We start from the raw sequence: 23,423 nt of genomic DNA on the forward strand, positions 1-23,423 counted from the left end.
AAGACAGTCCTTTCCTTTTTATTTCTTTATATCAATTACGATATCATCTAAAACAATACCTCTACTTTTCCCTTCTCTTTTGGGTACTTCTATTTTCTTCTCTTTTCCGCCGATTATCTCTACCGCCCCATAGTTCTCGGGAGTGCGAATTCGCATATTTACATGAGGAGTCACAATTAATTTTGTTGCATTTTCATTAAGTTTTGGGAATGTTGCACTCCAACTACTTTTATTTTGCTCTATATCTGTACTTCCTCCGTTACCTTCACCTGCATATCGATTGCCTAAATCATCCTTAATCTCTAACTCAACATCAGCATCATCCCACTTATTTAATAACTCCTTAGAATCCTCTTGATTGTAAAAAATGATGAATGACATAGGCGTTACTTCCATTTTCTCCAAACTTACTTTTACTCCTTCTTTTTCTGAACTTCCCCGAATTGATTGTTCTTTACTTTCTGGTGCATGTAGACTAAGACTAAAATTCCAATCCCCTTTTATTTCTCTTTGATTTTCTGAAACATTTATACTCTGTATATTCCAATCAATATTTACCATATCTTTTCTACTACCAGCAAAATAACTTGCGGTCACAAACCCTACATATTTCCCTTCATCAACTTTAGAAATTTGATTACTTCCTGATATCCCATCCGATTCTTTTATTTTTAGAAAATCAAAAGTACTAGGATTTTCACCTAAGTCTTTATCGCTTTCTATAGAATAGGTTAATGAGACTGTTTTCCCATCAAAAACCGCATCATTTACCGTAACTTTAATTCCGTTGCTTTCCTTTGTCATATTTATTTCTTTAGCATGTTGTTTATAATCATAATGCAGCCCCTTTTTTTCATCCGTATTAGTTTTATGATTCTCATAAAGACCTGTTCTGCCATTATCTAAAAATCGAAAAATATCGCCTACTATCGGAAGACTTCCAGCATAAGTAGGAAATCCCAACCCAAGCGTTGCAACGGATACACTCACTAGAATAGATGCAGCAGCGACACCCTTTTTCCATTTCTTCATTTTTTTCTTTTGGTGTATCGATTGTTTTAAATTACGCTTCACTTTTTCTCTTTCAAATTCATAAGCCTTCATTTCCTCTAATTCTTTTTCATCTATATCAATGTCATTTAATAGCTCGTAGATGTCTTTCATATTACACTACCTCCTAAACTAAGATTCGTAGCATTTTTTTGTAATTTCTTTTTCCCACGATAAATTCGATTATCAACCGCAGCCCTCGTTAAACCTAGCTTTTCTCCTATTTCTTCCGTCTTGAATCCTAGAAGAAACTTCATGATAAAAATCTTTTGATCTATAGGCTCTAATTCATTAATTATCTTCACAAGTTCATTTCTATCTTCTATTACAATGAATTCATCTTCTGCGGATCTTCCTTTATTTACATCCAAATCATCTGAAGTAATCGCAATTTCCTTATTCGCTTTTCTGTAGTAATCAATCGCTTTAAACTTCGCAATTGCTGCAATCCACTTCTTGAAATCTTCCGCCTCTCCATGAAACTTGTCTGCGTTATGCCAAACCGAAAGAAAAATATCATTGATACACTCTTCTATCAATCCATCGTTTTTTAACGGAATGAGAACCTTGTGTGTTATCCCCTTTATTAATGGCAAATATGTATCAACAATAAACTCTAGCGCATCTTCTTTTTGCCGTTGCAACCTTTTTATAAAATTTTTCTCATTTGATTTCATGTAGCGATTCCCCTTATTTTTTTGTAAAAGCTTTTACACCTTATATAACGTACAAAATTATTTTTTCTCTCACATTTCTCATCTTTTGTTTTCTTAATTTTAATATAAATGTATATTAAATTATTAGAATTTCACTCACATTCTTATCTATTCAAAAAAATAAAGTGAGCTTAAGATCAATCCTAAGCTCACTTTGTAAATAATATTAATTTGCACATTCTCTCTTTTCTGTATCAATGGACCATCCGATAATAGTCGCACAATCTCTTCCCTTCCATTCAAGCACGTTTGCCAATACAGGCTCCATCTGAAGCCCCCCCCCATTATACAGTACTTCAAGTAAAGACTGATCCTCATCAAACGACTGTTTATCACACTCTAACACTCCATCTGTCGCTAAAACAATATGGTTCATCCCCTTCTCTAATCCACGAACGCCAGAAGTGAAACACGGTGTATTAGCAGCGAACACATTTTTTCTTCCAATATACTCATAAAATTTACGCTTATTTAATCTTCCTTTTCCATTTTGTAATTGTTCTGCATGAAATAAGTAAGCAAAGCATTCTCCAACTGATAACCAATACAAGAATTCACCTTTTCTTAAACAAATTAAACAGGCTAGTTCTGCATTTTCTTGTTCACTTTTCTCAATAAACGATTCATCTGTAAATAACGCTAATAAGTACATATGCGTATGATGAAATGCCAGATGGATGGGATACGAGAATAATTCTTGTAACTTCTCTTTTCTTTCAGAAATTGCATCTATTATATAATGTATATTTTTCGTTTTATGATGAGCGTCAAAAATCATAACAAATTCAAATTCTAATTGCGGGTCCCACCAAGCTAGTACTGCATCTCCTCTTTCGTACGCATCACTCTCTTGATTCCCGCCATATATACCAACTGAAAGAGGACCACATTTTTCAACATGTATTTGGCCTAAATACATCTTTTCATGACTAATCCATTTAAATGTATGCACTTCGATCATCCTCTCTCTTGCTATTTGTATGCCTTTACACTAAGAGTACCGTATATTGCAAGAAAAATAAACTTTTTGAATATTTTCATGTGAAATAAAAGGATTTTACATCTCACAAAACGAATATATCTTAAAATACGATACAAATAAAACACGGAGGACCATTATCATGAAAAATGTCAATCAGAATTGGGAAACTATTTATTATCACTTACGGTATGAATATGAGGATAATCTTTCTCATCAAGCCATTCGAATTCTGCAAATCATTTCCCGAGAGACGGAAACTAAAATTGGCAAGGTTGCATCTGAATTAGGATTATCCCATAATACAGCATCAGAACATGTAAAACGCCTAATTCAAAAAGGATTTGTTATAAAGGAACGAAATAAACAAGATGAACGAGTTGTCAATCTTACATTGACTACAGAAGGTAAAGAAGCATTAGCGAAACATACATTATTAGATGAAGAAAAATTAAAAGTATTAGAATCTCAATTTTCAACAGAAGAACAACAATTAATCGAAAAAGCCTTTTCATTACTAGCAAAGGAGTCAAAATATGCATTTCCTCGTTAAGGTCATTGTCTCCGCCCTTATCATCGGCGGTGTAACTGAATTTGCCAAACATTATAGTGCAATTGGTGGTTTTATCGCAGCACTTCCTCTCATTAGTTTGCTTAGCTTGTTTTGGATTTCTGTTGAAGGCGGGGGTAAACAAGACTTAAGTCAATTTGCTTTAGGAGTATTATACGGATTTCCTGCATCAGCACTTCTTTTATTTATTGTGTATCTCGGATTAAAAAATTCTTTTTCACTAAGTACATCTGTACTATTCGGTATCGGCATCTGGTGTATCGTTTTCGCTTGTCAAAAATTATTTCAATCCTAGGGGAGAATTAAAATGAATCATTTTGTAGAAGTACTTGGAAAGAAGATGGAAGTTTGTATAAAAGGAACTAGTTCTCAAATCGTAGTAATTCACACCGGAATGGGTTGTTCTTTTTATGATTGGATGCCAATTGCAGAGAAGCTTGCTCTCCATTACAAAGTTATTCTCTTTCATCGCCCTGGTTATGGGAAAAGTGAAATTGATGACGAGCCGCGTACAATACTACACGCAGCAAAAGAATTGCGCGAATTATTGCACATGCTTACGATTCGACAACCCATTATTTTAGTTGGGCATTCTTATGGAGGACTATGTGCACAGCAGTTTGCTATGTTGTATCCGGAACAATTAAAAGCTATTGTGCTTGTTGATTCTACTTCTATGGACTTACATCGATTAGATGATCTTGATTTACCTGTCTCGAATCAAACCGACTCAGATGAAATATGGTTACAAAAATACATAGCTTATTCCAAGATGGATCAAAATACTCTCTATGTAGAATTACAATCTATATTATCAAACCAATATAGTCATTTAGCATCCCATAAACAAAAACAGTATATGAATTTCTCTACTTCGCCCTCATTATATAAAGCGACTGCTTCAGAGCTTTTGAATTGGAAAACCTGTGCAAAGAAAATGAAGCAACTTGAAGTAACATTACAAACTCCATTTATTATCATCGGACGGGACCCAAATTACTCCATTGAACAAATGATTGAAAGTGGAATGCCATCTGAAGAAGCAATAAAGCTTGAAGATATGTGGCAAGAGCTTATTCAAGAACAACTTATGCTCTCTCAAAATAGCAAGTACATCCTCGCTCAACATGCTAGCCACGGGATTGAGCATGATAGACCAGATATTATTATTGATGCAGTTCATTCCGTACAAGGCGGTGAGAAATATAACGTTAGAAACCATGAATATTTCCATTAAAGATAGAAAAAAGGAAGCAGTTCTCACTGCTTCCCCACTCATCTATTCATAATCTTCCTCGTCTTCACCACCATCATAATACGAGTTTCCATTATTCACATATATAGGTCCATTGGCAACATCAACACGAAGTACCCATGCCCAAGGTACAGCTAATCGTTTATGTAATGCGCGCCAAAATTCCATTGATTTTCTTTCGTACTCTTGGAATTCCTGGAGTATGCCTTTATAGGAGGAACCGTCTAACTGAACATTTGCTTCTAACAAACGAGAATAGGCATAGTGCTGTAATTCTAACTCAGCAGCAAATTCCATTTCTTCTGGTGTTGCCATACCAATAATTGTTCCATCTGGTGGCACAACTTCATATACGTTATGAACTTCAATGAGTCCTTCTGGATGATCTACTAACCCCTTCTCTTTCTCAAACACGTAAACAGCCTCCTTTGTATCGCAATTTTTTTGGTACAAAGACACATTTCTCTAATAACCGCACTCTTTCCTTCTTTTTTGATAAAAAATCACAAAATATTCAACAGATGACCGGATTATTGTACTGTCTTACTCATTTTCATCTTTTTCGCAGATATAAGCTTTTCTCCAACAAATGATAATTTATATACATCTGGCATCTCTAATTCTTTCCAAAAATCAAAACCGTATTGAGTATCAAAATAATTCATCATTAACACCATAATATTCCCATGCGTTCCAATTACGATATTTCCCCCTTTATATCGCGTTAATATATGTTGTATACACTGAATTCCTCTCTTCTGCGCCGTATCATTTGATTCTCCTCCTTCAAAGGAAAAGACCCAATTCTCCCATACTTTCATTATTGCTTTCTCAAAATCTATTACTGGCTCTTTACTTAATAGTCTCTCCCGTAAATCTTCTTCAATCTGTATGGATATATCAAAATGTTGCGCGACTCCTTGAACGGTTTGAATGGCCCGTTTATATGGACTAGACAATACAACATCTATTTGTTCCTCTTTTAATATATTTACCACAGTTTGTGCATCTTTCCATCCTTTTTCAGATAATGGTCGTTCTCTTTCTTCTGGGGTATATGTAGAATGAGCATGGCGAACAAAATATATTTGAGTCATGAAATTCCTCCTTCTATTCAATTGGTTCTATTAGAGATTGATTAATTCCTTTTAAGATTTTCCCATCTATAACAAACAAAAAATACTTTATGAAAAAGCACCTTTTGTTTACATAATAAAATTATATCATTATAACTTTTTTCTGAATTCCTCACTCGAGAACAAGGGCTACTCTATCTCACACGAAGTCACCTCTCCATTTAATAAAACCACTATATCCGACTTCTGTTCCCCCATAATACGCTGTGAATCAGGCGGTCCAATCACGACAGACTCCTTAATAGGAGAAAGATCCTTAGCTAAATGTTCAGCATTCACACCGTAAGCGGCTTGGAATACTTCTGGTGGGGTCATTCTAAGTATGTCTGAGCCTTCAGCTGATTCAAATTGATCATTATTAAAGAAGAGATGTAAATGTACTTCTTCTGATACAGCTGTAATCCAGTGCTACCACCCCATTGGAATAAATACTGTTTGCCCAGCTTTTGCTCGATAATTTTGCAGTTGATTCGTTTCAGGATTCAAAATAGAAGTAATTGCTTCTCCTGAAACAACGACATCTAACTCCCAAGCATTTGGATGCCAATGTGGTTCTCTCATATGACCTTTTGTCATAAAAAGATCGACAAACGCTCCTCCAATCATTGCTGGTAATTGTGTTGAAGTCACTTCATAGGCAATGTTTTTATCATCTCGTTTAAAAAATACATTTTCTCTTGAGTCAAAGAATAGATTTGATGTCCCAGAGCTTTTCTTTAAATTTTTATTATCTGGAACATATCCTGAATTAGCCATTCAATCCCTCTTTTCTATTCCCAGCACCCCATACTATTGGCGTCATATGGAAAAACAAAACTGATGTGCCTATCTATTATTGTTTTTTATAACAAAAAAACATGCTCCAGAATGCTAGCATGTTTTGTGATACACTTCACATTATTTAACTAAAAAATAAACCCATATTACTTGCTGTGATGTAACATTAAATCATCAAATTCTTCTTCAATATGATTTAACTTTGCAATCCCTTCTTTCCATTTATGAATATAACGTGATACTCCAACAACAAATAAAGTGAAAATAGTAGAAAGAATAATACCATATACAACAGTTACAGTATTCATTAGTTACACTTCCTTGTAATAGGTTATGATTTTATTATAATCCTTTTTCTTATGAAATGTCGGAAATTCAAGTTTTTGTAACAAAATTAAATTTTCTAATTATATTAAAAAGTATTTTCTACGCAAGTTTTAATAGGAGAAACCTTACGAATATTAAGGTTTCTCCTCAACTTAAATACTATTCTACCCCAACAGAAACAGTTTCTGGCAACGTGCTCCCACCATCAATTACAATATGTGTGCCTGTTATGTAACTTGATTCGTCAGATGCAAGAAAACCAGCCAATTGTCCGACTTCTTCAATTTTTCCTAATCGTCCTAATGGAACTCCTGAAGCGATTCCATCAATCACATGATTCGGTTCATTTGGATCAGATTCATTTGCAATTTGCTCTGCCATTGGCGTCATAATATAACCTGGACAAATCGCATTCACAGTTATATGATGCTTTGCTACTTCACGAGCTAATGCTTTCGTAAATCCCCAAATTGCTGCTTTTGTCGTTGCATACGCTGTTTCTCCCTCATCTGCAACTAACGTCCCTGTCACAGAAGACATATTTACGATTTTTCCGTAATTTTTCTCAATCATGAATGGCAGAACTGCTTTCGAAAAGTTCCATACACCATTAATATTCACTTGAAATTGGAAATCGCGTATCTCATCTGACATATCTAAAAAATTAGCGAGTCGAATCACTCCTGCATTATTCACTAATATATCAATTTTCCCATACTTCTCATATGCATCTTTTGTGATTTCTTTTACAGTAGCAAAATCAGTAACATCTACTTCATAACTTGCTGCTTCTAATCCTTTACTAACAATCTCCTTCGCTGTTTCATGAACCTTTTCAGAAATATCAACTAGTAATACCTTTGCTCCTAGCTCTGCAAACACATGAGCAATTCCAGCGCCATTTCCCATTGCAGCACCGGTAACAAAAGCTACTTTCCCATCTAATTTTCCCATTTCATAGCCCCCTTATGATTTGTAGAAAACTTTTTTAACAATCTCATCATACCAAATATTACCTGTAATTTTTAAAATTGTTCCATTTGTCAAAAAACGTTCAAAAAAAGCCGTCGTAACAAACGACAGCTCATACATTTTTAAATTATTATTCTATTGATTTTTCTTCGCTTCTATTTTTTCTTTTGCATTTTCAGCCTTATCTAATGCTTCCCCGACTTTTTTCTGTTTTTCCCTTGCTTCATCAATACTATCTACAGCTTTGATTACTTTATCAATACCTTCTTCATCCACTTTTCTCTGCTTCGCAACTCTTTCCTTTTCTTTTTCTTCAATGTCCTTTGCCTTCTGAAGCATATTTTCTGCGTTTGATTTTACAGCTTTCTCAAGAGTAGCATCCTTCTTCTTTTGTAATACTTGATTTGCATCATCTTTTGCTTCTAAATATTTACCATCTTTTAACGCTGTTGCACCGTGATCCATTAGCTTGGCAACATCCTTATAGGATTTTGTTTCTTCCGTAAATTTTTCCTCTTCAGCCTTTTCAAACCACATAATTGCATCACTATATTTTTCATCTTTTAATGCCTGCATGCCTGTTTCAATTTGAGTATTATAATTGCTACAGCCAACCATAGCAAACAATGCACATAGCATAACGAATATTTTGTACTTCATGTTGCACTTCTCCCTTTCTCAGTATTCCACATAGACTTCTTCAATTAATGTATCATAACTAAAAAACACTTTCAAAAAAAGAAAAAACTTCATCCTTAATAATGAAGTCTTTTTATAAAATGAATTCTACGCCTAGGCTGATACATCTACTTGTTTTTTCACATCTATTTGTTTCATTCCCAATAACACTACCATCCATACTCCGATAGCTGAAATAATCATTACGATACTAGTTGGCATTATATCTAATAAAAATCCATATAAAATAATTCCAAGAGGTGTAATCGCTGTAGAAATTGTTTCAATTAACCCAAAAACCCGTCCTAAATATTGTGAATCAGTTGTTTTCTGAACATATACTTGAAGGGGAACATTGATGGAAATACTCGTCATTCCAAAAATAAGCATAAAAATTATATAGTAAATAAAACTTATCGTCTTTGGAATGGTAACTAATAACGGAAATACAGTAAACAAGTACAAACCCGCTAAGATCAATAAACCAATGCGAACCGCGCGAAATAAATTATTCATTTCCTTACGCATAGATAAAATAACTGATGCAACCAACATTCCTACCGCCAACATTCCTTCCACAATACCTAGCTGCTGAGATGGTAAACGTAAGTTTTGAATGATAATATACGGAAGTGCAACAAACAATGCACTGCCAAAGAAATTAACCCAAATAAAGACTTTTAACATTGTATACATATCATCACGTCTCTTTACATATGAAAAACCTTCTTTAATACTAGATAAAAAATGAGCTTTATCTTGTTCTCCTTGTACATTATACAGATCAAATGCAATAAATAACTGTACAATGACCGCTAAGAAAAATGTAATACCATTTAAAAGAAAAAAGAATTTCATTGAAAACAAACCAAACACCATTCCACCAATAACTGGCGCTAAAATCGTCGAAAGTGCTGTCGCTGTTTGATTTAAAGAACTTGCTTGTTGAATACGTTCACTATTAACTAAAGTTGGAATAGAAGCTGTAAAAGAAACAGAGTAGAAACTCGCACATATCGATAACAGTGCTGCCGATACATAGATGAATAGAAGTGAAAGGCCAAATAAAGTAGAAAGTGCAAACATGGTGAACATGATAACACTACTTAATAAATCAGCACCAATAACAAGCCACCTTCTATTTACCCGATCCGCTACTGCCCCTGCAATCGGTCCACATATCATCCTTGGAATCGAGCCACAAATAAGTGTAATTGCAAATCCAACTCCTGACCCTGTTGTTTTTAAAACATATAACCCCATTGCAAACGTATAAATACCTGCTCCTAATAAAGAACTTATTTTCCCAATCATCATCAAAATGATATTTCTTGTTTCGACTTTCATTTTTGAATCATTTTGGCTTATGCTTGCATCTGCCATTATGCCACTCTCCCTTTAAAAGTTAAATTGTGTTAAACTTATTATATAATTACTTTTCAAATTTTGACAACAAAAAGTTTAATTGTATTTAACTTTTTATAATAAAGGAGCAACATTATGACTACTCTTGGTGAAAAAATCAAAGCATTACGAAAAGAAAAGCGTCTTACTCAGACGCAATTAGCTGGCTCAGAGCTAACGAAAAGCATGCTGAGTCAAATTGAAAATGGGAAAGCAACACCTTCCATGAAAACATTACAATATCTTGCTAGTAAGCTTGAATGTGAAGCAAGTTTTTTACTTGAGGAAGACAATGAAGAAGTAACAAAGCTGATTCCAAAAATGGAACAAGCTATAAAAAACAATCAATTTGAGGAAGTGTATCGTACACTACTACCTATTGTTCAAAAAGAGCTATCACCTATTTTAAGTACAGCTCGTTTATATAAACAATTTATAAGCGTTGCATTTCATATGAAAGATTACAACATTCATTCCTATATTGAAAAAGCTGTGGAAATTTTTCAAAAATATACTTTATATCGCGAGAGTACTCAAACTAGTTTAAAACTTTGTTATTTATTATTTGTTCAGAAAAAATACGAAGAATGCCTACAACTTCTTACCTCTATCCGCAAAGAATATGAAGAAAAACAATTAGAAATGGACCTCATTATACAAATAGAACTTTTCTTATGTGAAGCAGTGGTTTTACTCGCATACGGTAATTATGAGGGATGCGAAAAAGTCATCTTACAAGCCCTTAATTTCTCAAAAGAAAATCAAGTGTATTATAAAACAGACGAGTTTTATCGAATTCTCTCTTATCAAAATGTATTAGTAGCTGATAAGGAGAAATATTTACACTATATAAAAAAATCCGAGCAATTTGCTATTTTTACGGAAAACACTTTATCCCTTGCGATTGTAGATATATTAAAAGCTTATTACTACAACACAATTACAAATGAATACACATTGGCCCTCCAACATCTGGAAATGTTCAGAAAAAAACTCAAAGATGAACATCTGTTCCGAGAAGATGGAGCATACTACGTTGAAAAAGGAAAATCTTTATATGGTCTCAAACGATACGAAGAGGCATTGCAAGCGTTAGAACGAGCAACAATTCCAGATTATATGTTCCATCCACTAGATCAAGCATGGATTATCACTGGTGGAGCTTATCGTGCCCTTTGTTATATGGAGCTCCAAAATAATCAAAAAGCGCTTCAAGAAGCAACAGAAGCTTTTCATGCGATACAAGAATTTCCTGATTCGACATTTACCGTGTTTATTAAAGAAACGTTACAAATAATACAAAAACTTTAAACTCACCTCAAAATGGTATATTATTCCTCCTTTTTAGCAAAAATAATAAAGATGGGAGGAATGTAAGAATGAATGTACAACGTGCAAAAGAAATTTCCCAGTCATCAGAACAAGCGCATGTTAGTTTTCAAGGTATGTCTGTAATGATTCAACATGTGGATGAAAGCAATGAAACCTCCCGAGTATATGATGCAACAAATCCAAATCGTGAATTAACTGTTCCAATTAATAGCCTGGAAGAAATATAAGAAACCCCACTTCAATTTTATTTGAAGTAGGGTTTTTCTTTTGTACCGTATGAAATGAAAGGCCATCAATTTGTCTTTCCAAATATTTTTACTATCACTACACAATTAAAGTAAATTTCTATTTTTTCAATATCTATCCAATACGATACGTGATATTTCACAAAACATCTTTATACGCAAAAGACACACTATTCAATCTTTATGATATGATACAATCCATAAGTATAATTGGGGGGATACGATGGGAGATACAAAGCAAAGTAATGAATCTTATTATGCAGTCATATTCACTTCCCAGCTTTCACAAGACACGACTGATTATAGCGATGTGGCTGAGGAAATGGAGAAACTCGCTAAAGAGCAACCTGGATTCATAAACGTTGAAAGCGTACGGGATCAATCTGGCTTTGGCATTACCATTTCATACTGGGAATCACTTGGAGCAATTAAACAATGGAGAGAAAATGCAACGCATACTATAGCAAGGAAAAGAGGCCGTGAACAATGGTACGAACAGTTCCATATGCGGATTTGTCTTGTTAAAAAAGAATATGACTTCCATAGGAAAGGCTTGTAACTTATGAATCAAAAAATAGCTCTTATTGTTGTACATGAAATATACGGCGTAAATGAACATATGCAGGATATCATATCAAATTTCTCTTCAACACTGGTTGATGTATTCTGTCCGAATCTTTTACAACTAGATTCTCCTTTTCATTATGATGATGAACAAAAAGCTTACTCCCATTTTATGCAAAACATTGGATTCCAACATGGAAAAGAGAAAATTGAAGAAATGATTGAAACACTTTCAAAATCCTATTCGTATATAGGACTCATAGGCTTTAGTATTGGGGCAACCATCTCTTGGCTATGCAGTAACAACCCAAAAGTTCAGTTTATTATCGGTTGCTACGGCTCTCGCATACGAGACTATTCTTATATGATCCCTACCTGTCCTACTCTTTTAATTTTTCCAGAAACAGAATTGAACTGTTCTGTTTCTTCTCTTATTACAACATTACAAGAACAAAACAACCCATCTCTACATATAAAGCAACTTCCAGGAGACCATGGATTTCTAGACCCCTATTCTGTAAAATATAACAAAGAATCTACAAAACAAGCATATAACATAATAGATTCATTTCTTGAAAAAACTATAATGAAACAAATGTATTAAAGGAGTTTTAATATGTCATTTACATTACTTTTGTTTGCTTTCGTTTTTCTAATCATTCTCATAACATTAGCTTTCATTTTCATCACTCTTAAAAATCAAAAATATGTAAACCGTCCTTATCGCCATTCCTTTATCGTTATGACTCTATTTCTTGGACATTGGATTCTAGTTTTGACTAGTTTTTATACGTTACTCCCTGACTATATTAGTGATTTTATTTTTCTACCAATCTGGTACTTTCTTTGCATTTTAGGATTTATGGTTTTCATAAAAGAATGGAAAAACAACCGAATCATTTCTGTATCCGTCGGTGCTTTTTCTTTTATCAGTCTACTCTTTGGTATACTATTACAAGGAATTTCTAAAATGTAAGTAGGAGCTGAACTTTGAGGGTCTGCTCCTTTTCCTAAATGATACAAATAAATAAAAAGAGGAAGAAAAGCCGAAAATCAACTTCTCTTCCCCCTATTTTTTTTATAGGATTGCATAGTCATAGAATCACAAGGTGTGTAATATATTTGCGGAGTTGCTTTATTAACGAGCATTGTAAAAGTAAGTAGACCAATGATGAAGAAGATAAACAACGTAAACAGAATAACACCTATTGTTAAAATGATCATAACACCACCCCTTTTTTAATCACGATATTACACTTTTCGCTATAATATGAATGGAATCCTTGTTATATGAACAAACGTAACAAAATAATCACAATTACCCCCGTTAACACGGTTCCCAACAAACTTCGTGTATAGATGGCAACAAGGAATGTTGGAATTGCAGCAAGTAAATAATCCCATTGCATCGCTTTATTCATAAAAAGCACCTCAGCAAGAAGCGCTGCGAGTATTGCAATTGGTATATAACTTAACCATTTTAGTCCCCAATCTGGAATTTGTATTTTACTAAATACAATGAGCGGCAATAAGCGAGGAATTAAAGTAACTACACCTGCTCCAATTAAAAGTAATAACACATCCAGTCTTACTTCCATTTTTCAATCACCACCCCTATCGTTGCTGCTGTAAGTGTTGCAATTATTACTGCAATGCTTGCTGGAACGAAGAAATGTATGCTATATGCGATTACCATTGCTGCAATCGCAACACTAAGATGAATTGCTACTTTCGGATGACTACTCATTAATTGCAGCACAAATAATCCAATAAACATAGCTGGTAATGCATAATCCATACCATACGTATGAGGATTTGGTATCCATTCACCAAAAATACCACCTATGACATTTGCAATGATCCAGTTTAAGTATGCTGTCACATTTAAACCAAGCATCCATCTCTCACTTAAATACTTCTTTTTTGAAGCTTGCTGAACCGCAAGACCAAATGTTTCATCTGTAATTTGCGAGCCAATAATCATATTTTTCAAGAAAGGGACTTTCATTAAATACGGTGCGAGCGCAGCACTCATTAACAGGTGACGTAAATTCACAAAAAATACAGTGAAAATAATTGCAGAAGTAGGTGCTCCAGCTGCAAACATACCAGCAAGTATAAATTGTGAGGAACCAGCATAAATCAAAGTAGACATTAATGCTATTTCTACTAATGAAAATCCCGCTGTTTTTTCAATTACACCAGCTGCGATACCAATACTTAAATACCCTAGTACAGTTGGTAAACAGTCTTTCACTCCTTGCTGAAATGTTTCATTCCTATTCATTGACATCTGCACTTCAGCTCTCGCCATCACTCTTCCCCCTTCATTTCGTGCATCAAGCGTTTACCCGTTACAACGTGAACTAAATCTGCATTACCACGCCATAGTGCATCTAATTTATCAGGACCAAATTCCTGGGTAATTTCTTCAACCATGATATCATGACGAATATATTCTGTGGCGACAAGCACTAATGCTGGATCATATGTTGTAACAGCCCATGATGTACTATGTTCTGAAAAATTAGCAATAAGTACCTCTTTCCCATCTCGTGCAACAACTGTTAACTGTCCACCCATCCGCTCTTTCACAACATCCGGGGTCATATAATTATGATGAAAGGTTGTGCCAATTTTCGTTTGAGGTGCCCCAAAAAGTATTGAAAAAACATGTACACCAGCCTGTTCTTTTTTGTGAATAAGAGACTCTAGCTCAGTTACCTGCTGGTCCCATACAGAAATCCATAACTCTTCTTCTGCACGCTCAATCATGTTACTTATTTCCTTTAAAATTTGTTTATCCGTACGAATATGAGAGATTACATCTACTTGGCGCTCTTGCTCCAAACAATTTAATTTTTGATCAAGAAAATCAAATGATTTTTCAAAATCCTTTCTCATGCGGTTCATTAATTCAGTTGCCGATACAGGGACATATTTAACTGGTTCTGAAGGTACTAAATGCACTGCACCTTTATCCATTAATTTACCGAGTACTTCATAAATCATAGAACGCGGTACTCCCGTTTGCTTACTAATTTCATATCCCGTTGCCGGATAATGCTTTAATAAACCGATATACGCTTTACATTCATATTGCGAAAACCCTAATTTTTGCAATTCTTTCATGACTTCATCCATTGTAATCCCTCACTTCAATTTACTTCTATTTGTATTTACATGACAGCACGTACTTCAAAACGACGATTTTGCTTTCCCTTACTCTTTACTTTATCTATAACAAGAGTACCAATTTCATTTGTATGGTTTACATGTGTTCCTCCGAATGCTTGCTCATCAATATCTTGAATCGTTACAGTACGAATTCCTTAAATAGTAGTTATTGTTATACCTACTAATATAAAAAGAAAAAAATAGATAGTCAATAAGATTCTGAATTTTGTTTTAATTGATTAAAAATAGACTACCTTTACAACAAGGTAGCCCAACTATATTATTTCACTGCTAATAACAGCAGCTATTCCTTTCTTATTTCTTACTAACATTCTCATATACTTATTTCAGTTTCTCATATTCTTTCAAAGCATTTTGTAGAGTTAAGGTTAATGGTTCTGGAAGATAATCTAGTGAAAACCAGTCAACCTTATTAATAGCATGTTGTTCCAAGTTTTCTGCTATCCCATTCGTTACTTTTGCAATATACGTCGGACATACCCAATGTGCTTCTTCATCAGGTAAAATGTGATTCGTCACACATAATAGCGACGTGAGTGCGATCTCTAGTCCTACCTCTTCTTTAATTTCCCTAATAACTGTATCATCTACTTTTTCCATCCATTCTACTTTCCCACCAGGAAGACTCCAGTGTCCTTGCTCCGGTGCCTTCTTTCGCTGCACAAGCAGCAATTCCCCCTGCTCGTTTAAAATAAATGCCCCGACACCGACGCGTGGATATAATTGTTGGTTCATATTAACTTCTCCTCTTAATTTATAAGTTTGCTTGATTTTAACATACAAAATAACAGAACTACTTTCTATCAGCTTCATAAAAACCAATAGAAAGTAGCTCTCATTGTTTCATATGCACTATTTGTTCTTGTTCATCCATTTTGCCATACTGATGTTTGTTTTTCTCCAAATATTGCTTACACATATTCACAAAAGATGGTAAAGTTCGAATTTGATCAATATCTGAACTCTCAATAAACTGATTCATTTGATTTGTCATTTCACCCATACTAGCAATCAGCTCTTCTCTTTCCTTCCTCAATCTCTCGTTTTCAGCACGTAAGTTTTGAAGCTCTTTCTGTATATCGTGTGTATTATCTTCTTTTATATGCCCAGCTGCCATACTTGAAAGTGTATAAATGCCTTCCATAAATTGATATAGTTCTTGTTTTTTCCCCTCTGTACCAATTGTTTCAAAATTATTCACAATCCCAGATAATATAGTAACTAGATTAACTTCTGTCTTTTCACCTTGAATCACTATACTTTCTACTTCCGTCTCATTCACATAATGCTCTGATTCATGCTTTTTCTTACGACCTGGCTTTCCCTTTTTGATGTTTTCAAATAATAGCTCTTTGTTCTTTAACTTATAATACGTATTCTGCAGTTGACTTTCTGTTTTCGGAAATAATTGCAACTGTTCCTTACTAATCGCCTTTGAAGTACCTGCAATATTTAAATGGTGCTGCTGACAAAATTGATACGTAGCATATAAAAGTTCTAATTCAGATTTCAACCACATGATTTGAGAATGTTCATATGCAAATAAACCACCCATTTTTTCAACATCTCTTTGAAAAGTTATCATTTTATTATATAAATCCATTAATTCTTCATACGTTACATGGAGTTCTCTCTCTATTTTTCTGCATTCCTCTTCTACCTTTTGAATATTTTTTGTTCTATTTGTAATATTTTTCAAAAGATCTAGTGCATGAATTGCTGTCTGTTGGTACATTTTCATTCCACTCCCACTCAACATTTTTGCAATTTCAACTTCTTTTTTCTCTTTTATAAAAATAAAAAAATATTATAAAAATATTTTATAATATTTCTGAATTATTAGTCAAACTTCCGTGAAATTGACACATTCTATTTTTATATTAAGATTAATTTATAGCAATGTGAGGGGGATCTAGATGGAACATAATATTTTAAAAGTCATTGCACTAGCAGAAAAGCTAAAATATGAAATGAGACATAGCTGGCTTTCAAACGGACGTCAGGAAAGTGTTGCGGAACATACTTGGCGTATGTCGCTTATGGCTGTTTTAGTTCAGCCTTATTTAGATAAAGAAGTAAACATGGAAAATTTATTAAAAATGGTTATTATCCATGACCTTGTGGAAGCGGAGGCTGGAGACATCCCTGCTTTTGACACAATGAACAGCGAACAATTACAATTGCAAAAACAGGAAAATGAACAAAAAGCGATTTTAAATATTAAACATACATTAGAAGGTCCTCTTGGGAATGAGCTGTATGATTTATGGATGGAATTTGAGGAAAAAGAAACATATGAAGCAAAGGTCGCGAACGCTTTAGATAAGCTAGAAGTAAAAATTCAGCATAACGAAGCAGACATTGATACGTGGCTTCCAATTGAACATAAAATGACATTCCAAGTTGCTAAACATACAAACTTTGACTCGTTCTTATCAAAATTACAAAAAATGATTGAACAAGAAGGCGAAAAGAAACTAATCGCTGCCGGCATTAATGTGGAGGCGTGCAAACAGTAAACAATAACTCTATGATGTGAAATATCATATAACTAGATAATTATAAAATATGGTAAATGAAATTTTATCGGCGATTTTACAAATATATCAGCGATTCGACAAGGAATATCGATTATTCATCAAATAACGGCACAAAAATATGAATTTATTTCTAGACTCTTTGAACAGCTCATTCTAAATGAGCTGTTTTTTCATACAAAAGTATGAAAAAACGCCCTCCTTTTTACCGATTTTATATAGAAATATATAGATTAAAATAAAAGTACAAGAACATACAAGGAGGAGTATTTATGATTAAAGGATTATACGAAGCACATCTACCCGTTCACAACTTAGAAAAATCCATACCATTCTATGAATCATTAGGATTAAAACTATATAAAAGATATGAGGATACTGCCTTCTTTTGGATTGTAGAAGAACAAAGTTGGCTCGGGCTTTGGGAAGGAGAAGAATATAAAACTCCGTATCATCCTTCCCTTCGCCATATTGCGTTTCAAGTAGACATTGAGTTTCTTCATGCATCTATCCAGTGGCTGGAAGACCGAAATATTGAGCCAGTCCCATTTGGCAATCGAACTACCACCGAACCTTTTGTTCGCCCTAACCAAGGCAATGCTTCCGTTTATTTTAAAGATCCGGATGATAATAGTATTGAGTTTATTAGTTTCGTTCATGTTCCAGATGAATTAAAACATATGACAGAGAAACTTTCTTTAGAAGAGTGGACTCAACTTTTAGAAAAGCAACCAAAAAGCTAGCATACATGATACATATACTAGCTTTTTAGTTGTTCTATTCAAGTCGCTGTAAATGAGATAGTATATTCTTATTTTCTTTATTTACGTTAAAATTGATACTCATATACATTGTAATCAAAAATATTTGTAAATCCTAAGCTCTCTGCTATAGCAATTGAAGGTTTATTCACTTCCATACAGTCCCAACAAGGCACATATCCTTGTTTGAAACATTCTTGAACAAATGCATGTGCGACTTTCTTGGCAAGATTCTTCCCTCTATGTTCCGAAATAGTCTCAATATTTGCCGTATGCGTATTCCCACTTACAAATCCTGAAAAGCAAAGACTCACAACTTGATTCCCATGTAAAATGACACATCCGATTCCTTTTTCAAAAAATAATTCTACCGAATTCCAAAATGATGTAATTTGCGAAACGAAAAATGATTGTTCAAGTAAAGAGTATGTTACAAGATTTTCCTTCGTTACTTTTAATACTGTATATGTCTCATTAATCGTTGGCTCATTATATGTTTTATACGCATCTTCATATAATGTGTATACTTTTTGGTTAGATTCCTCGTATGATTGTTCACACAATATTTCTCTAATTGCACAATCCCACCCTACTTGATGACCAAATCCTTCAAACCACTTCAAGTCCAAATAGGCTGCTTCTTGGGCAATTTGTTCTCTTAAAACCTTTTTTATTTCAAAGTTAAATATTTTATTGTCTGCATCACCAATAAATACAAAACCATCTAAATTTCCTAGCCAAACTAAACCCGACTGTGGTTCACTCACATTATCAACAAATATGCGGCCCGGATTATTCCCTTCAATGATCGCTTGCACTTCAATATGCCTTTCCTTGTCTAGAAGGAGCTTACAATTCATAAACTGGTCTTTCTGCAATTCGTATATCATCTTTTTTCTTTCCTTTCCTATTTATCCCGCTATTTGCGGGCAGTAGTACTCCCACCTCAAAATTCGGCGAAAGTAAAGAAGATAGGTGGGAGTACTACTGCCCCGTAAAAATCCAATTGGTGAGGGGTAATAATCAGTGGGGGATGAAGCCCCCCCCTGATTAAAGTTTCACTTTATCAGAGCTTAGGTTTCATCACTTACTGTACACTCTATGAATCTCTGCACTAACCCTCTATTTTCTGGAAAGAAAAAGATAATACCTGCCATTTCTTCACTACTTTTCCAATCTACTTCATAAATTAATCCATCTGGATCTCATATTCCTTAAAATAAAACCATATTCCCTGTTCGTTTCGCATGCTTTTCTGCTTTTCGAACAAGCACGTATGATACGCCAACTAAAACAATTAATAAGCTAGCTAATAAACCTAACTCTGGAAGTACATTTATAATACCTTTCCCTTCCATTAATAATGAACGAAAAATTTGAAGTACATATGTTAACGGAAAGAGTGCTGCTAGTATTTTTCCCCATAACGGTAATACAACAATCGGTATTCGTACGCCAGCAAAAAATTGCATCGGTTCCTCTAGTATTGTAAATAGAATACTAGCATCTCGTGAAAACAAGAAAATCGTATTTAAACAACCTCCCCAAACAACAGCTGAAATACATAAAATGAGAAAGGCAAATATAATATTTTCAACCGGCGGCATCGGTCTTTCATTTAGAAGCAATGCAATTAGAATAGAGAAAAATGTGAACATCCAAACACCTTCTATTAAGTTCGCTCCGGCCCTGCAGTACATCATCCATACGCGTGATGCTGGTGTCAAAAAGATAAGTTCAAGTGTGCCATTTTGACGCTCCCATGACATTTGCCATGCAGATTGCACGAGGCTCCAAAAGAAAACATATCCAATATAACCGGTAAGAAGAAAAAAGGTAATTTGCTTTGGATCCATCCACTTGGCAAGTGGACTGCTACTTGACGTATCGAATGGTTTTACCGAAAAATAAGCAGTTGCAAAGAGTAATACCGGCCAAATGAATAAAGAGAAATAGACCATCTTACTATGAAAATGATTGCGGTGACTCTTTTTCCATTCCGCCAAAAACATATTCATGCACTCACCTCATTTGCAATTTTTAATATTGCATCTTCTAATCTTGCTTTATGTGTTTCTAACTGCAATATACGAATTTGATATTTTGTTAATAATGATAGTACCGTTGCTGTCATATCAAAAGAAGCTTTTAATTGATAACGTATATGTTCTCCCATATATTCTTTCTCATATTGGATTTTTTTCATTCCTAAAGAATGTTCGAATCGCTCTATTGTTTCACTCTTTATTTCTGGAATTACAATTTCTAAACGGTATTCACGGACAATTGATTGAATAATATTCTCTGGCGTTCCTTCATACAATAATTTCCCCTTTTCAATTATATAAAGACGATCACAAAGCTCCTCTACTTCTTCAAGATAATGACTTGTTAATAAAATCCCTTTATTTTGTTCCTTTGCCAAACGATAGACCATTTCTCTCAATTTTTTCGCTACAGGTGCATCTAACCCTAGTGTTGGTTCATCAAGAAATAAAAAGTCCGGGTCATTAATAAGACCTCTTGCAATTTGCAGGCGTTGCTTCATCCCTTTTGAATATCGTTCTACAGGTGTATGAGCTGCTTCTTTTAGCTCTACTTGCTGCAGAAGAAACTGAATACGCTCTTCTAATTCAATCCCTTTTAATCCATATAAACTTCCAAAATACTGCAAGTTTTCATATCCTGTTAAACGCCAATATAACATGCGTTCTCCACCTGCAATCATATTAATCTTTTTCTTTATAAGTAAATCTTGTTTCATGCTATCCATCCCATCAATTTCAATCGTACCTGAAGTTGGTTCTAGAAGTGTTGCTAGCATTTTTATCGTTGTCGTCTTCCCAGCACCATTCACACCTAATAATCCTACAATCTCCCCTTTTTGAATGGTTAAATCCAATCCATTTACCGCTTCAACCACTCTTTTCTTTTTACGAAAAAAACCTACTTTCTCTTTCAACTCATACCGCTTCACAAGTTGCTTTGCTTGTATCATACGAATTCTCCCCCTATGCAAAATGTTTTTCAATTACATACTTCTCCATTCGTTTCATCGTCCATACACCTGTAATAAAATACGCCGCTCCTAATCCCGATAACCACATCAGTTCCATTTGCATGGAAGCTACATTTCCTCCCTCAATCACGCACAATCGAAATGCTGATAAACCATGTGATAATGGCATCAACACACTCATAGGCTGTAAAAATGCAGGCAAATAACCTACTGGAAAAAACACACCACTTACAAGGCTCATAAAAATAAACAATGTATTTTGTGTTAAATACGTATCACGGAAATATAGCATAAAAGCGCCAAGTACTAACGCTTGAGCAAAGATAGAAAAAAAGAAAATTACGAATAAAAGTAATATTGAGGTCATATTCACTTCTCGAAAATGTAATCCAAAAAACACACCAAAAATAAAAATCGCAAGAAATTCAAGTCCTAATCGTAATACACCTTGTGCCGCCGCTCCTAGAAAATACCCTTGCCGAGACGATGGCGTTAGTAATAAAACATCTAGCGTTCCTTCTCGCAGTTCCGTAATCAATGTCCGGCTCACTATCATTAATAAAGAAACAGCAAATGAATAAAAAACAGCTCCTAATATAACGTAAGAAAGATAATCATCCGTCTTCCCTAGCTTTGCAAAATTTGCATCTAACTCTCCTTGAAACATAAAATGATATGTTAAATAAGCAAACAATACGATATATACACCAGTTAAAATATGTCCTAGAAAAAATGACCATGGGTATGCTCTACGCATCGTATAGAAATCACGGCGAAATGTCGCTTTAAACGTTAGCCACATGTTCTTCCCTCCTCTGATTTTTGAACAATTGGAAAATCCATAAATTGGTCTAAATCAACACGAATTTGCTCTAATCGTTCTCGATTTGTTTTGTAAAATACGTAGTAACCTTTTCGTTCCTTTTCGATAAGCCCTGTAGACTCTAACATTTTTAAATGATTGGAAACTGTTGATTTTGTAAGACTATATCGCTCTGTTAATTGCTGTGTACAAAAAGATTGAAAGGATAAATCTCTTAACATTTTTAATCTCGTTTCATCTGATATCGCCTGTAAAATTCCTAAAAGATCCTTTGGTACCTCATCTGCAGATGACGATGCAATTTCCACCTCATAATATACTTTTATATGTGTTGAAATAAGATTATCTATTAGTAAATGCGGCGCGACAAAAGTTGATGGATATAACGTAATTGCTGATAAATCCTCATAACGGTATTGCCAAGTACGGGCCTTTAAAAATGTTATCTCCTTTTCATCAATTAAACATCTCGGATGCAGCTTTTTAGAAAGAGACATCGGATTTTGCTTCAATATTTCTTTCACATCGTATACAGATTGTTCTAACCACGGTTCAATCCGAAACAGCTCGCGTGCAAAATAACGTTGATGATATTGAAGTAAAAAATCACATACGATTTCTTTTTCTAAATTCGGGAACATTTCCTGAAACTTTTTTCTATCTGCTACTCGTAATTTTTCAATTCCTTCTTCTACATAGGCTTCTTGCTGTAATTCAGAGCACCAATCTATAAAACGAAACCAATCATCGCTCGCATTATTAATTGCGTGCATAATTTCTCTTTCTTCTTCTTTCATTTGATTTAATATATCTTCCGCCCACTCTAATCGTTTCATATGATGAGCGGGATTACACAGGACATGTAAACTTACTAGCATTTCGCGAAATGGTGAATATACAACTTTGACATGTCGTTGAAACCATGATGTAACTTGTGACATAATTTCTCCCCTCTTTGATTCGTTTTCTATCGAATCAGTTTTATAATTTTACAAAATTATTCAGTATATTAACAACTTACGATGTAAACGTCAATGGAAAATTAGAAATATTTTCATAAAAAAAGACCTCAGCTATGC

The 23,423-nt window shown here is 34.3% G+C and carries 30 protein-coding genes and 2 pseudogenes; 10 read left to right on the plus strand and 22 right to left on the minus strand.

Annotated features, from left to right (window positions below; all coding sequences use genetic code 11):
* Positions 1–18: 18 nt before the first annotated feature.
* From HRG09_RS24510 to HRG09_RS24520, 3 genes are all read right to left on the minus strand, one after another.
* Positions 19–1,164, minus strand: a complete 1,146-nt coding sequence (locus HRG09_RS24510) for a DUF4179 domain-containing protein (protein ID WP_174103457.1) — start codon at positions 1,162–1,164, stop codon at positions 19–21.
* Positions 1,161–1,727, minus strand: coding sequence for a sigma-70 family RNA polymerase sigma factor (locus HRG09_RS24515; RefSeq protein WP_174103458.1), 567 nt, complete (start codon positions 1,725–1,727; stop codon positions 1,161–1,163). The genes HRG09_RS24510 and HRG09_RS24515 overlap by 4 nt, the downstream gene beginning before the upstream one ends.
* A gap of 205 nt (positions 1,728–1,932) precedes the next feature.
* Positions 1,933–2,727: a PP2C family serine/threonine-protein phosphatase gene (locus HRG09_RS24520; RefSeq protein ID WP_174103459.1), complete on the minus strand. Its 795-nt coding sequence runs from the start codon at positions 2,725–2,727 to the stop codon at positions 1,933–1,935.
* Between the two features lie 160 nt (positions 2,728–2,887).
* On the opposite strand from HRG09_RS24520, the gene HRG09_RS24525 reads away from it, so the two are divergent.
* Genes HRG09_RS24525 through HRG09_RS24535 form a run of 3 tightly spaced genes read left to right on the plus strand, consistent with a single transcriptional unit; the run spans position 2,888 to position 4,553 of the window.
* Positions 2,888–3,298, plus strand: a complete 411-nt coding sequence (locus HRG09_RS24525) for a MarR family winged helix-turn-helix transcriptional regulator (protein WP_174103460.1) — start codon at positions 2,888–2,890, stop codon at positions 3,296–3,298.
* Entirely contained in the window at positions 3,282–3,611 is a 330-nt protein-coding gene (locus HRG09_RS24530; RefSeq protein WP_174103461.1) for a DUF3147 family protein, read from the plus strand. The genes HRG09_RS24525 and HRG09_RS24530 overlap by 17 nt, the downstream gene beginning before the upstream one ends.
* A gap of 12 nt (positions 3,612–3,623) precedes the next feature.
* Positions 3,624–4,553, plus strand: a complete 930-nt coding sequence (locus HRG09_RS24535) for an alpha/beta fold hydrolase (protein ID WP_174103462.1) — start codon at positions 3,624–3,626, stop codon at positions 4,551–4,553.
* A 42-nt stretch (positions 4,554–4,595) separates the two neighbouring features.
* Here HRG09_RS24535 and HRG09_RS24540 read toward each other — a convergent pair whose 3' ends face one another.
* The 7 genes and pseudogenes from HRG09_RS24540 to HRG09_RS24570 all read right to left on the minus strand — a co-directional run bounded on the left by HRG09_RS24540 (position 4,596) and on the right by HRG09_RS24570 (position 9,844).
* Entirely contained in the window at positions 4,596–4,985 is a 390-nt protein-coding gene (locus HRG09_RS24540) for a hypothetical protein (protein WP_174103463.1), read from the minus strand.
* Between the two features lie 116 nt (positions 4,986–5,101).
* Positions 5,102–5,668, minus strand: a complete 567-nt coding sequence (locus HRG09_RS24545) for a histidine phosphatase family protein (RefSeq protein ID WP_174103464.1) — start codon at positions 5,666–5,668, stop codon at positions 5,102–5,104.
* A gap of 168 nt (positions 5,669–5,836) precedes the next feature.
* Positions 5,837–6,463: pseudogene (locus HRG09_RS24550) on the minus strand (cupin domain-containing protein).
* Between the two features lie 167 nt (positions 6,464–6,630).
* On the minus strand, positions 6,631–6,792 hold the full coding sequence (locus HRG09_RS24555) for a peptidase (RefSeq protein ID WP_174103465.1): 162 nt from the start codon (positions 6,790–6,792) through the stop codon (positions 6,631–6,633).
* A 178-nt stretch (positions 6,793–6,970) separates the two neighbouring features.
* A complete protein-coding gene (gene ucpA / locus HRG09_RS24560) occupies positions 6,971–7,765 on the minus strand; it encodes an SDR family oxidoreductase UcpA (RefSeq protein WP_174103466.1) in 795 nt (264 codons plus the stop codon).
* 153 nt (positions 7,766–7,918) lie between these two features.
* On the minus strand, positions 7,919–8,443 hold the full coding sequence (locus HRG09_RS24565; RefSeq protein WP_174103467.1) for a hypothetical protein: 525 nt from the start codon (positions 8,441–8,443) through the stop codon (positions 7,919–7,921).
* Positions 8,444–8,575: 132 nt separating this feature from the next.
* Positions 8,576–9,844 (minus strand): MFS transporter, encoded by a 1,269-nt coding sequence (locus HRG09_RS24570; RefSeq protein ID WP_174103468.1) that lies wholly within the window; start codon positions 9,842–9,844, stop codon positions 8,576–8,578.
* Positions 9,845–9,961: 117 nt separating this feature from the next.
* On the opposite strand from HRG09_RS24570, the gene HRG09_RS24575 reads away from it, so the two are divergent.
* The 5 genes from HRG09_RS24575 to HRG09_RS24595 all read left to right on the plus strand — a co-directional run bounded on the left by HRG09_RS24575 (position 9,962) and on the right by HRG09_RS24595 (position 12,982).
* A complete protein-coding gene (locus HRG09_RS24575; RefSeq protein WP_174103469.1) occupies positions 9,962–11,176 on the plus strand; it encodes a helix-turn-helix domain-containing protein in 1,215 nt (404 codons plus the stop codon).
* Positions 11,177–11,244: 68 nt separating this feature from the next.
* On the plus strand, positions 11,245–11,424 hold the full coding sequence (locus HRG09_RS24580; protein WP_174103470.1) for an H-type small acid-soluble spore protein: 180 nt from the start codon (positions 11,245–11,247) through the stop codon (positions 11,422–11,424).
* A gap of 241 nt (positions 11,425–11,665) precedes the next feature.
* A complete protein-coding gene (locus HRG09_RS24585) occupies positions 11,666–12,001 on the plus strand; it encodes an antibiotic biosynthesis monooxygenase family protein (protein ID WP_174103471.1) in 336 nt (111 codons plus the stop codon).
* A gap of 3 nt (positions 12,002–12,004) precedes the next feature.
* Positions 12,005–12,610 (plus strand): dienelactone hydrolase family protein, encoded by a 606-nt coding sequence (locus tag HRG09_RS24590; RefSeq protein ID WP_174103472.1) that lies wholly within the window; start codon positions 12,005–12,007, stop codon positions 12,608–12,610.
* Positions 12,611–12,622: 12 nt separating this feature from the next.
* On the plus strand, positions 12,623–12,982 hold the full coding sequence (locus tag HRG09_RS24595; RefSeq protein WP_174103473.1) for a hypothetical protein: 360 nt from the start codon (positions 12,623–12,625) through the stop codon (positions 12,980–12,982).
* A gap of 77 nt (positions 12,983–13,059) precedes the next feature.
* Here the strand turns inward: HRG09_RS24595 and HRG09_RS24600 are convergent, their stop codons facing one another.
* The 7 genes and pseudogenes from HRG09_RS24600 to HRG09_RS24630 all read right to left on the minus strand — a co-directional run bounded on the left by HRG09_RS24600 (position 13,060) and on the right by HRG09_RS24630 (position 16,939).
* Complete coding sequence (locus HRG09_RS24600; RefSeq protein ID WP_174103474.1) at positions 13,060–13,230, minus strand: DUF3951 domain-containing protein; 171 nt, start codon at positions 13,228–13,230, stop codon at positions 13,060–13,062.
* A 62-nt stretch (positions 13,231–13,292) separates the two neighbouring features.
* Positions 13,293–13,604 (minus strand): AzlD domain-containing protein, encoded by a 312-nt coding sequence (locus HRG09_RS24605; RefSeq protein ID WP_174103475.1) that lies wholly within the window; start codon positions 13,602–13,604, stop codon positions 13,293–13,295.
* Positions 13,595–14,320, minus strand: a complete 726-nt coding sequence (locus HRG09_RS24610) for an AzlC family ABC transporter permease (protein WP_174103476.1) — start codon at positions 14,318–14,320, stop codon at positions 13,595–13,597. The genes HRG09_RS24605 and HRG09_RS24610 overlap by 10 nt, the downstream gene beginning before the upstream one ends.
* Positions 14,320–15,150 carry a TrmB family transcriptional regulator gene (locus HRG09_RS24615; protein WP_174103477.1) on the minus strand — a complete coding sequence of 277 codons (831 nt, stop codon included), beginning with the start codon at positions 15,148–15,150 and terminating at the stop codon, positions 14,320–14,322. Before HRG09_RS24615 ends, HRG09_RS24610 begins: the two co-directional genes overlap by 1 nt.
* 35 nt (positions 15,151–15,185) lie before the next feature.
* Positions 15,186–15,335, minus strand: a pseudogene (locus tag HRG09_RS24620) (alanyl-tRNA editing protein); the annotation flags it as partial.
* 190 nt (positions 15,336–15,525) lie between these two features.
* Positions 15,526–15,939, minus strand: coding sequence for an NUDIX domain-containing protein (locus tag HRG09_RS24625; RefSeq protein ID WP_174103478.1), 414 nt, complete (start codon positions 15,937–15,939; stop codon positions 15,526–15,528).
* 100 nt (positions 15,940–16,039) lie between these two features.
* Positions 16,040–16,939, minus strand: coding sequence for a DNA-binding domain-containing protein (locus HRG09_RS24630; RefSeq protein ID WP_174103479.1), 900 nt, complete (start codon positions 16,937–16,939; stop codon positions 16,040–16,042).
* A 181-nt stretch (positions 16,940–17,120) separates the two neighbouring features.
* Here HRG09_RS24630 and HRG09_RS24635 point away from each other — a divergent pair, with 181 nt between their 5' ends.
* The gene (locus tag HRG09_RS24635; protein WP_174103480.1) at positions 17,121–17,723 is read left to right on the plus strand and encodes an HD domain-containing protein; all 603 of its coding nucleotides are present in this window, start codon (positions 17,121–17,123) and stop codon (positions 17,721–17,723) included.
* A 290-nt stretch (positions 17,724–18,013) separates the two neighbouring features.
* Positions 18,014–18,484 carry a VOC family protein gene (locus tag HRG09_RS24640; RefSeq protein ID WP_174103481.1) on the plus strand — a complete coding sequence of 157 codons (471 nt, stop codon included), beginning with the start codon at positions 18,014–18,016 and terminating at the stop codon, positions 18,482–18,484.
* 86 nt (positions 18,485–18,570) lie between these two features.
* On the opposite strand, the gene HRG09_RS24645 is transcribed toward HRG09_RS24640, so the two are convergent.
* The 5 genes from HRG09_RS24645 to HRG09_RS24665 form a co-directional block, all read right to left on the minus strand.
* Complete coding sequence (locus HRG09_RS24645) at positions 18,571–19,392, minus strand: GNAT family N-acetyltransferase (RefSeq protein ID WP_174103482.1); 822 nt, start codon at positions 19,390–19,392, stop codon at positions 18,571–18,573.
* 324 nt (positions 19,393–19,716) lie between these two features.
* Entirely contained in the window at positions 19,717–20,520 is an 804-nt protein-coding gene (locus HRG09_RS24650; protein WP_174103483.1) for an ABC transporter permease, read from the minus strand.
* Positions 20,517–21,500 carry an ABC transporter ATP-binding protein gene (locus HRG09_RS24655; protein ID WP_174103484.1) on the minus strand — a complete coding sequence of 328 codons (984 nt, stop codon included), beginning with the start codon at positions 21,498–21,500 and terminating at the stop codon, positions 20,517–20,519. Before HRG09_RS24655 ends, HRG09_RS24650 begins: the two co-directional genes overlap by 4 nt.
* Positions 21,501–21,513: 13 nt before the next feature.
* Positions 21,514–22,323 (minus strand): ABC transporter permease, encoded by an 810-nt coding sequence (locus HRG09_RS24660; RefSeq protein ID WP_174103485.1) that lies wholly within the window; start codon positions 22,321–22,323, stop codon positions 21,514–21,516.
* Positions 22,314–23,285: an ArsR/SmtB family transcription factor gene (locus tag HRG09_RS24665; protein WP_174103486.1), complete on the minus strand. Its 972-nt coding sequence runs from the start codon at positions 23,283–23,285 to the stop codon at positions 22,314–22,316. Before HRG09_RS24665 ends, HRG09_RS24660 begins: the two co-directional genes overlap by 10 nt.
* Between the last annotated feature and the right edge of the window lie 138 nt (positions 23,286–23,423).

This window comes from Bacillus sp. Xin1, assembly GCF_013314535.1.
Taxonomy (GTDB): domain Bacteria; phylum Bacillota; class Bacilli; order Bacillales; family Bacillaceae_G; genus Bacillus_A.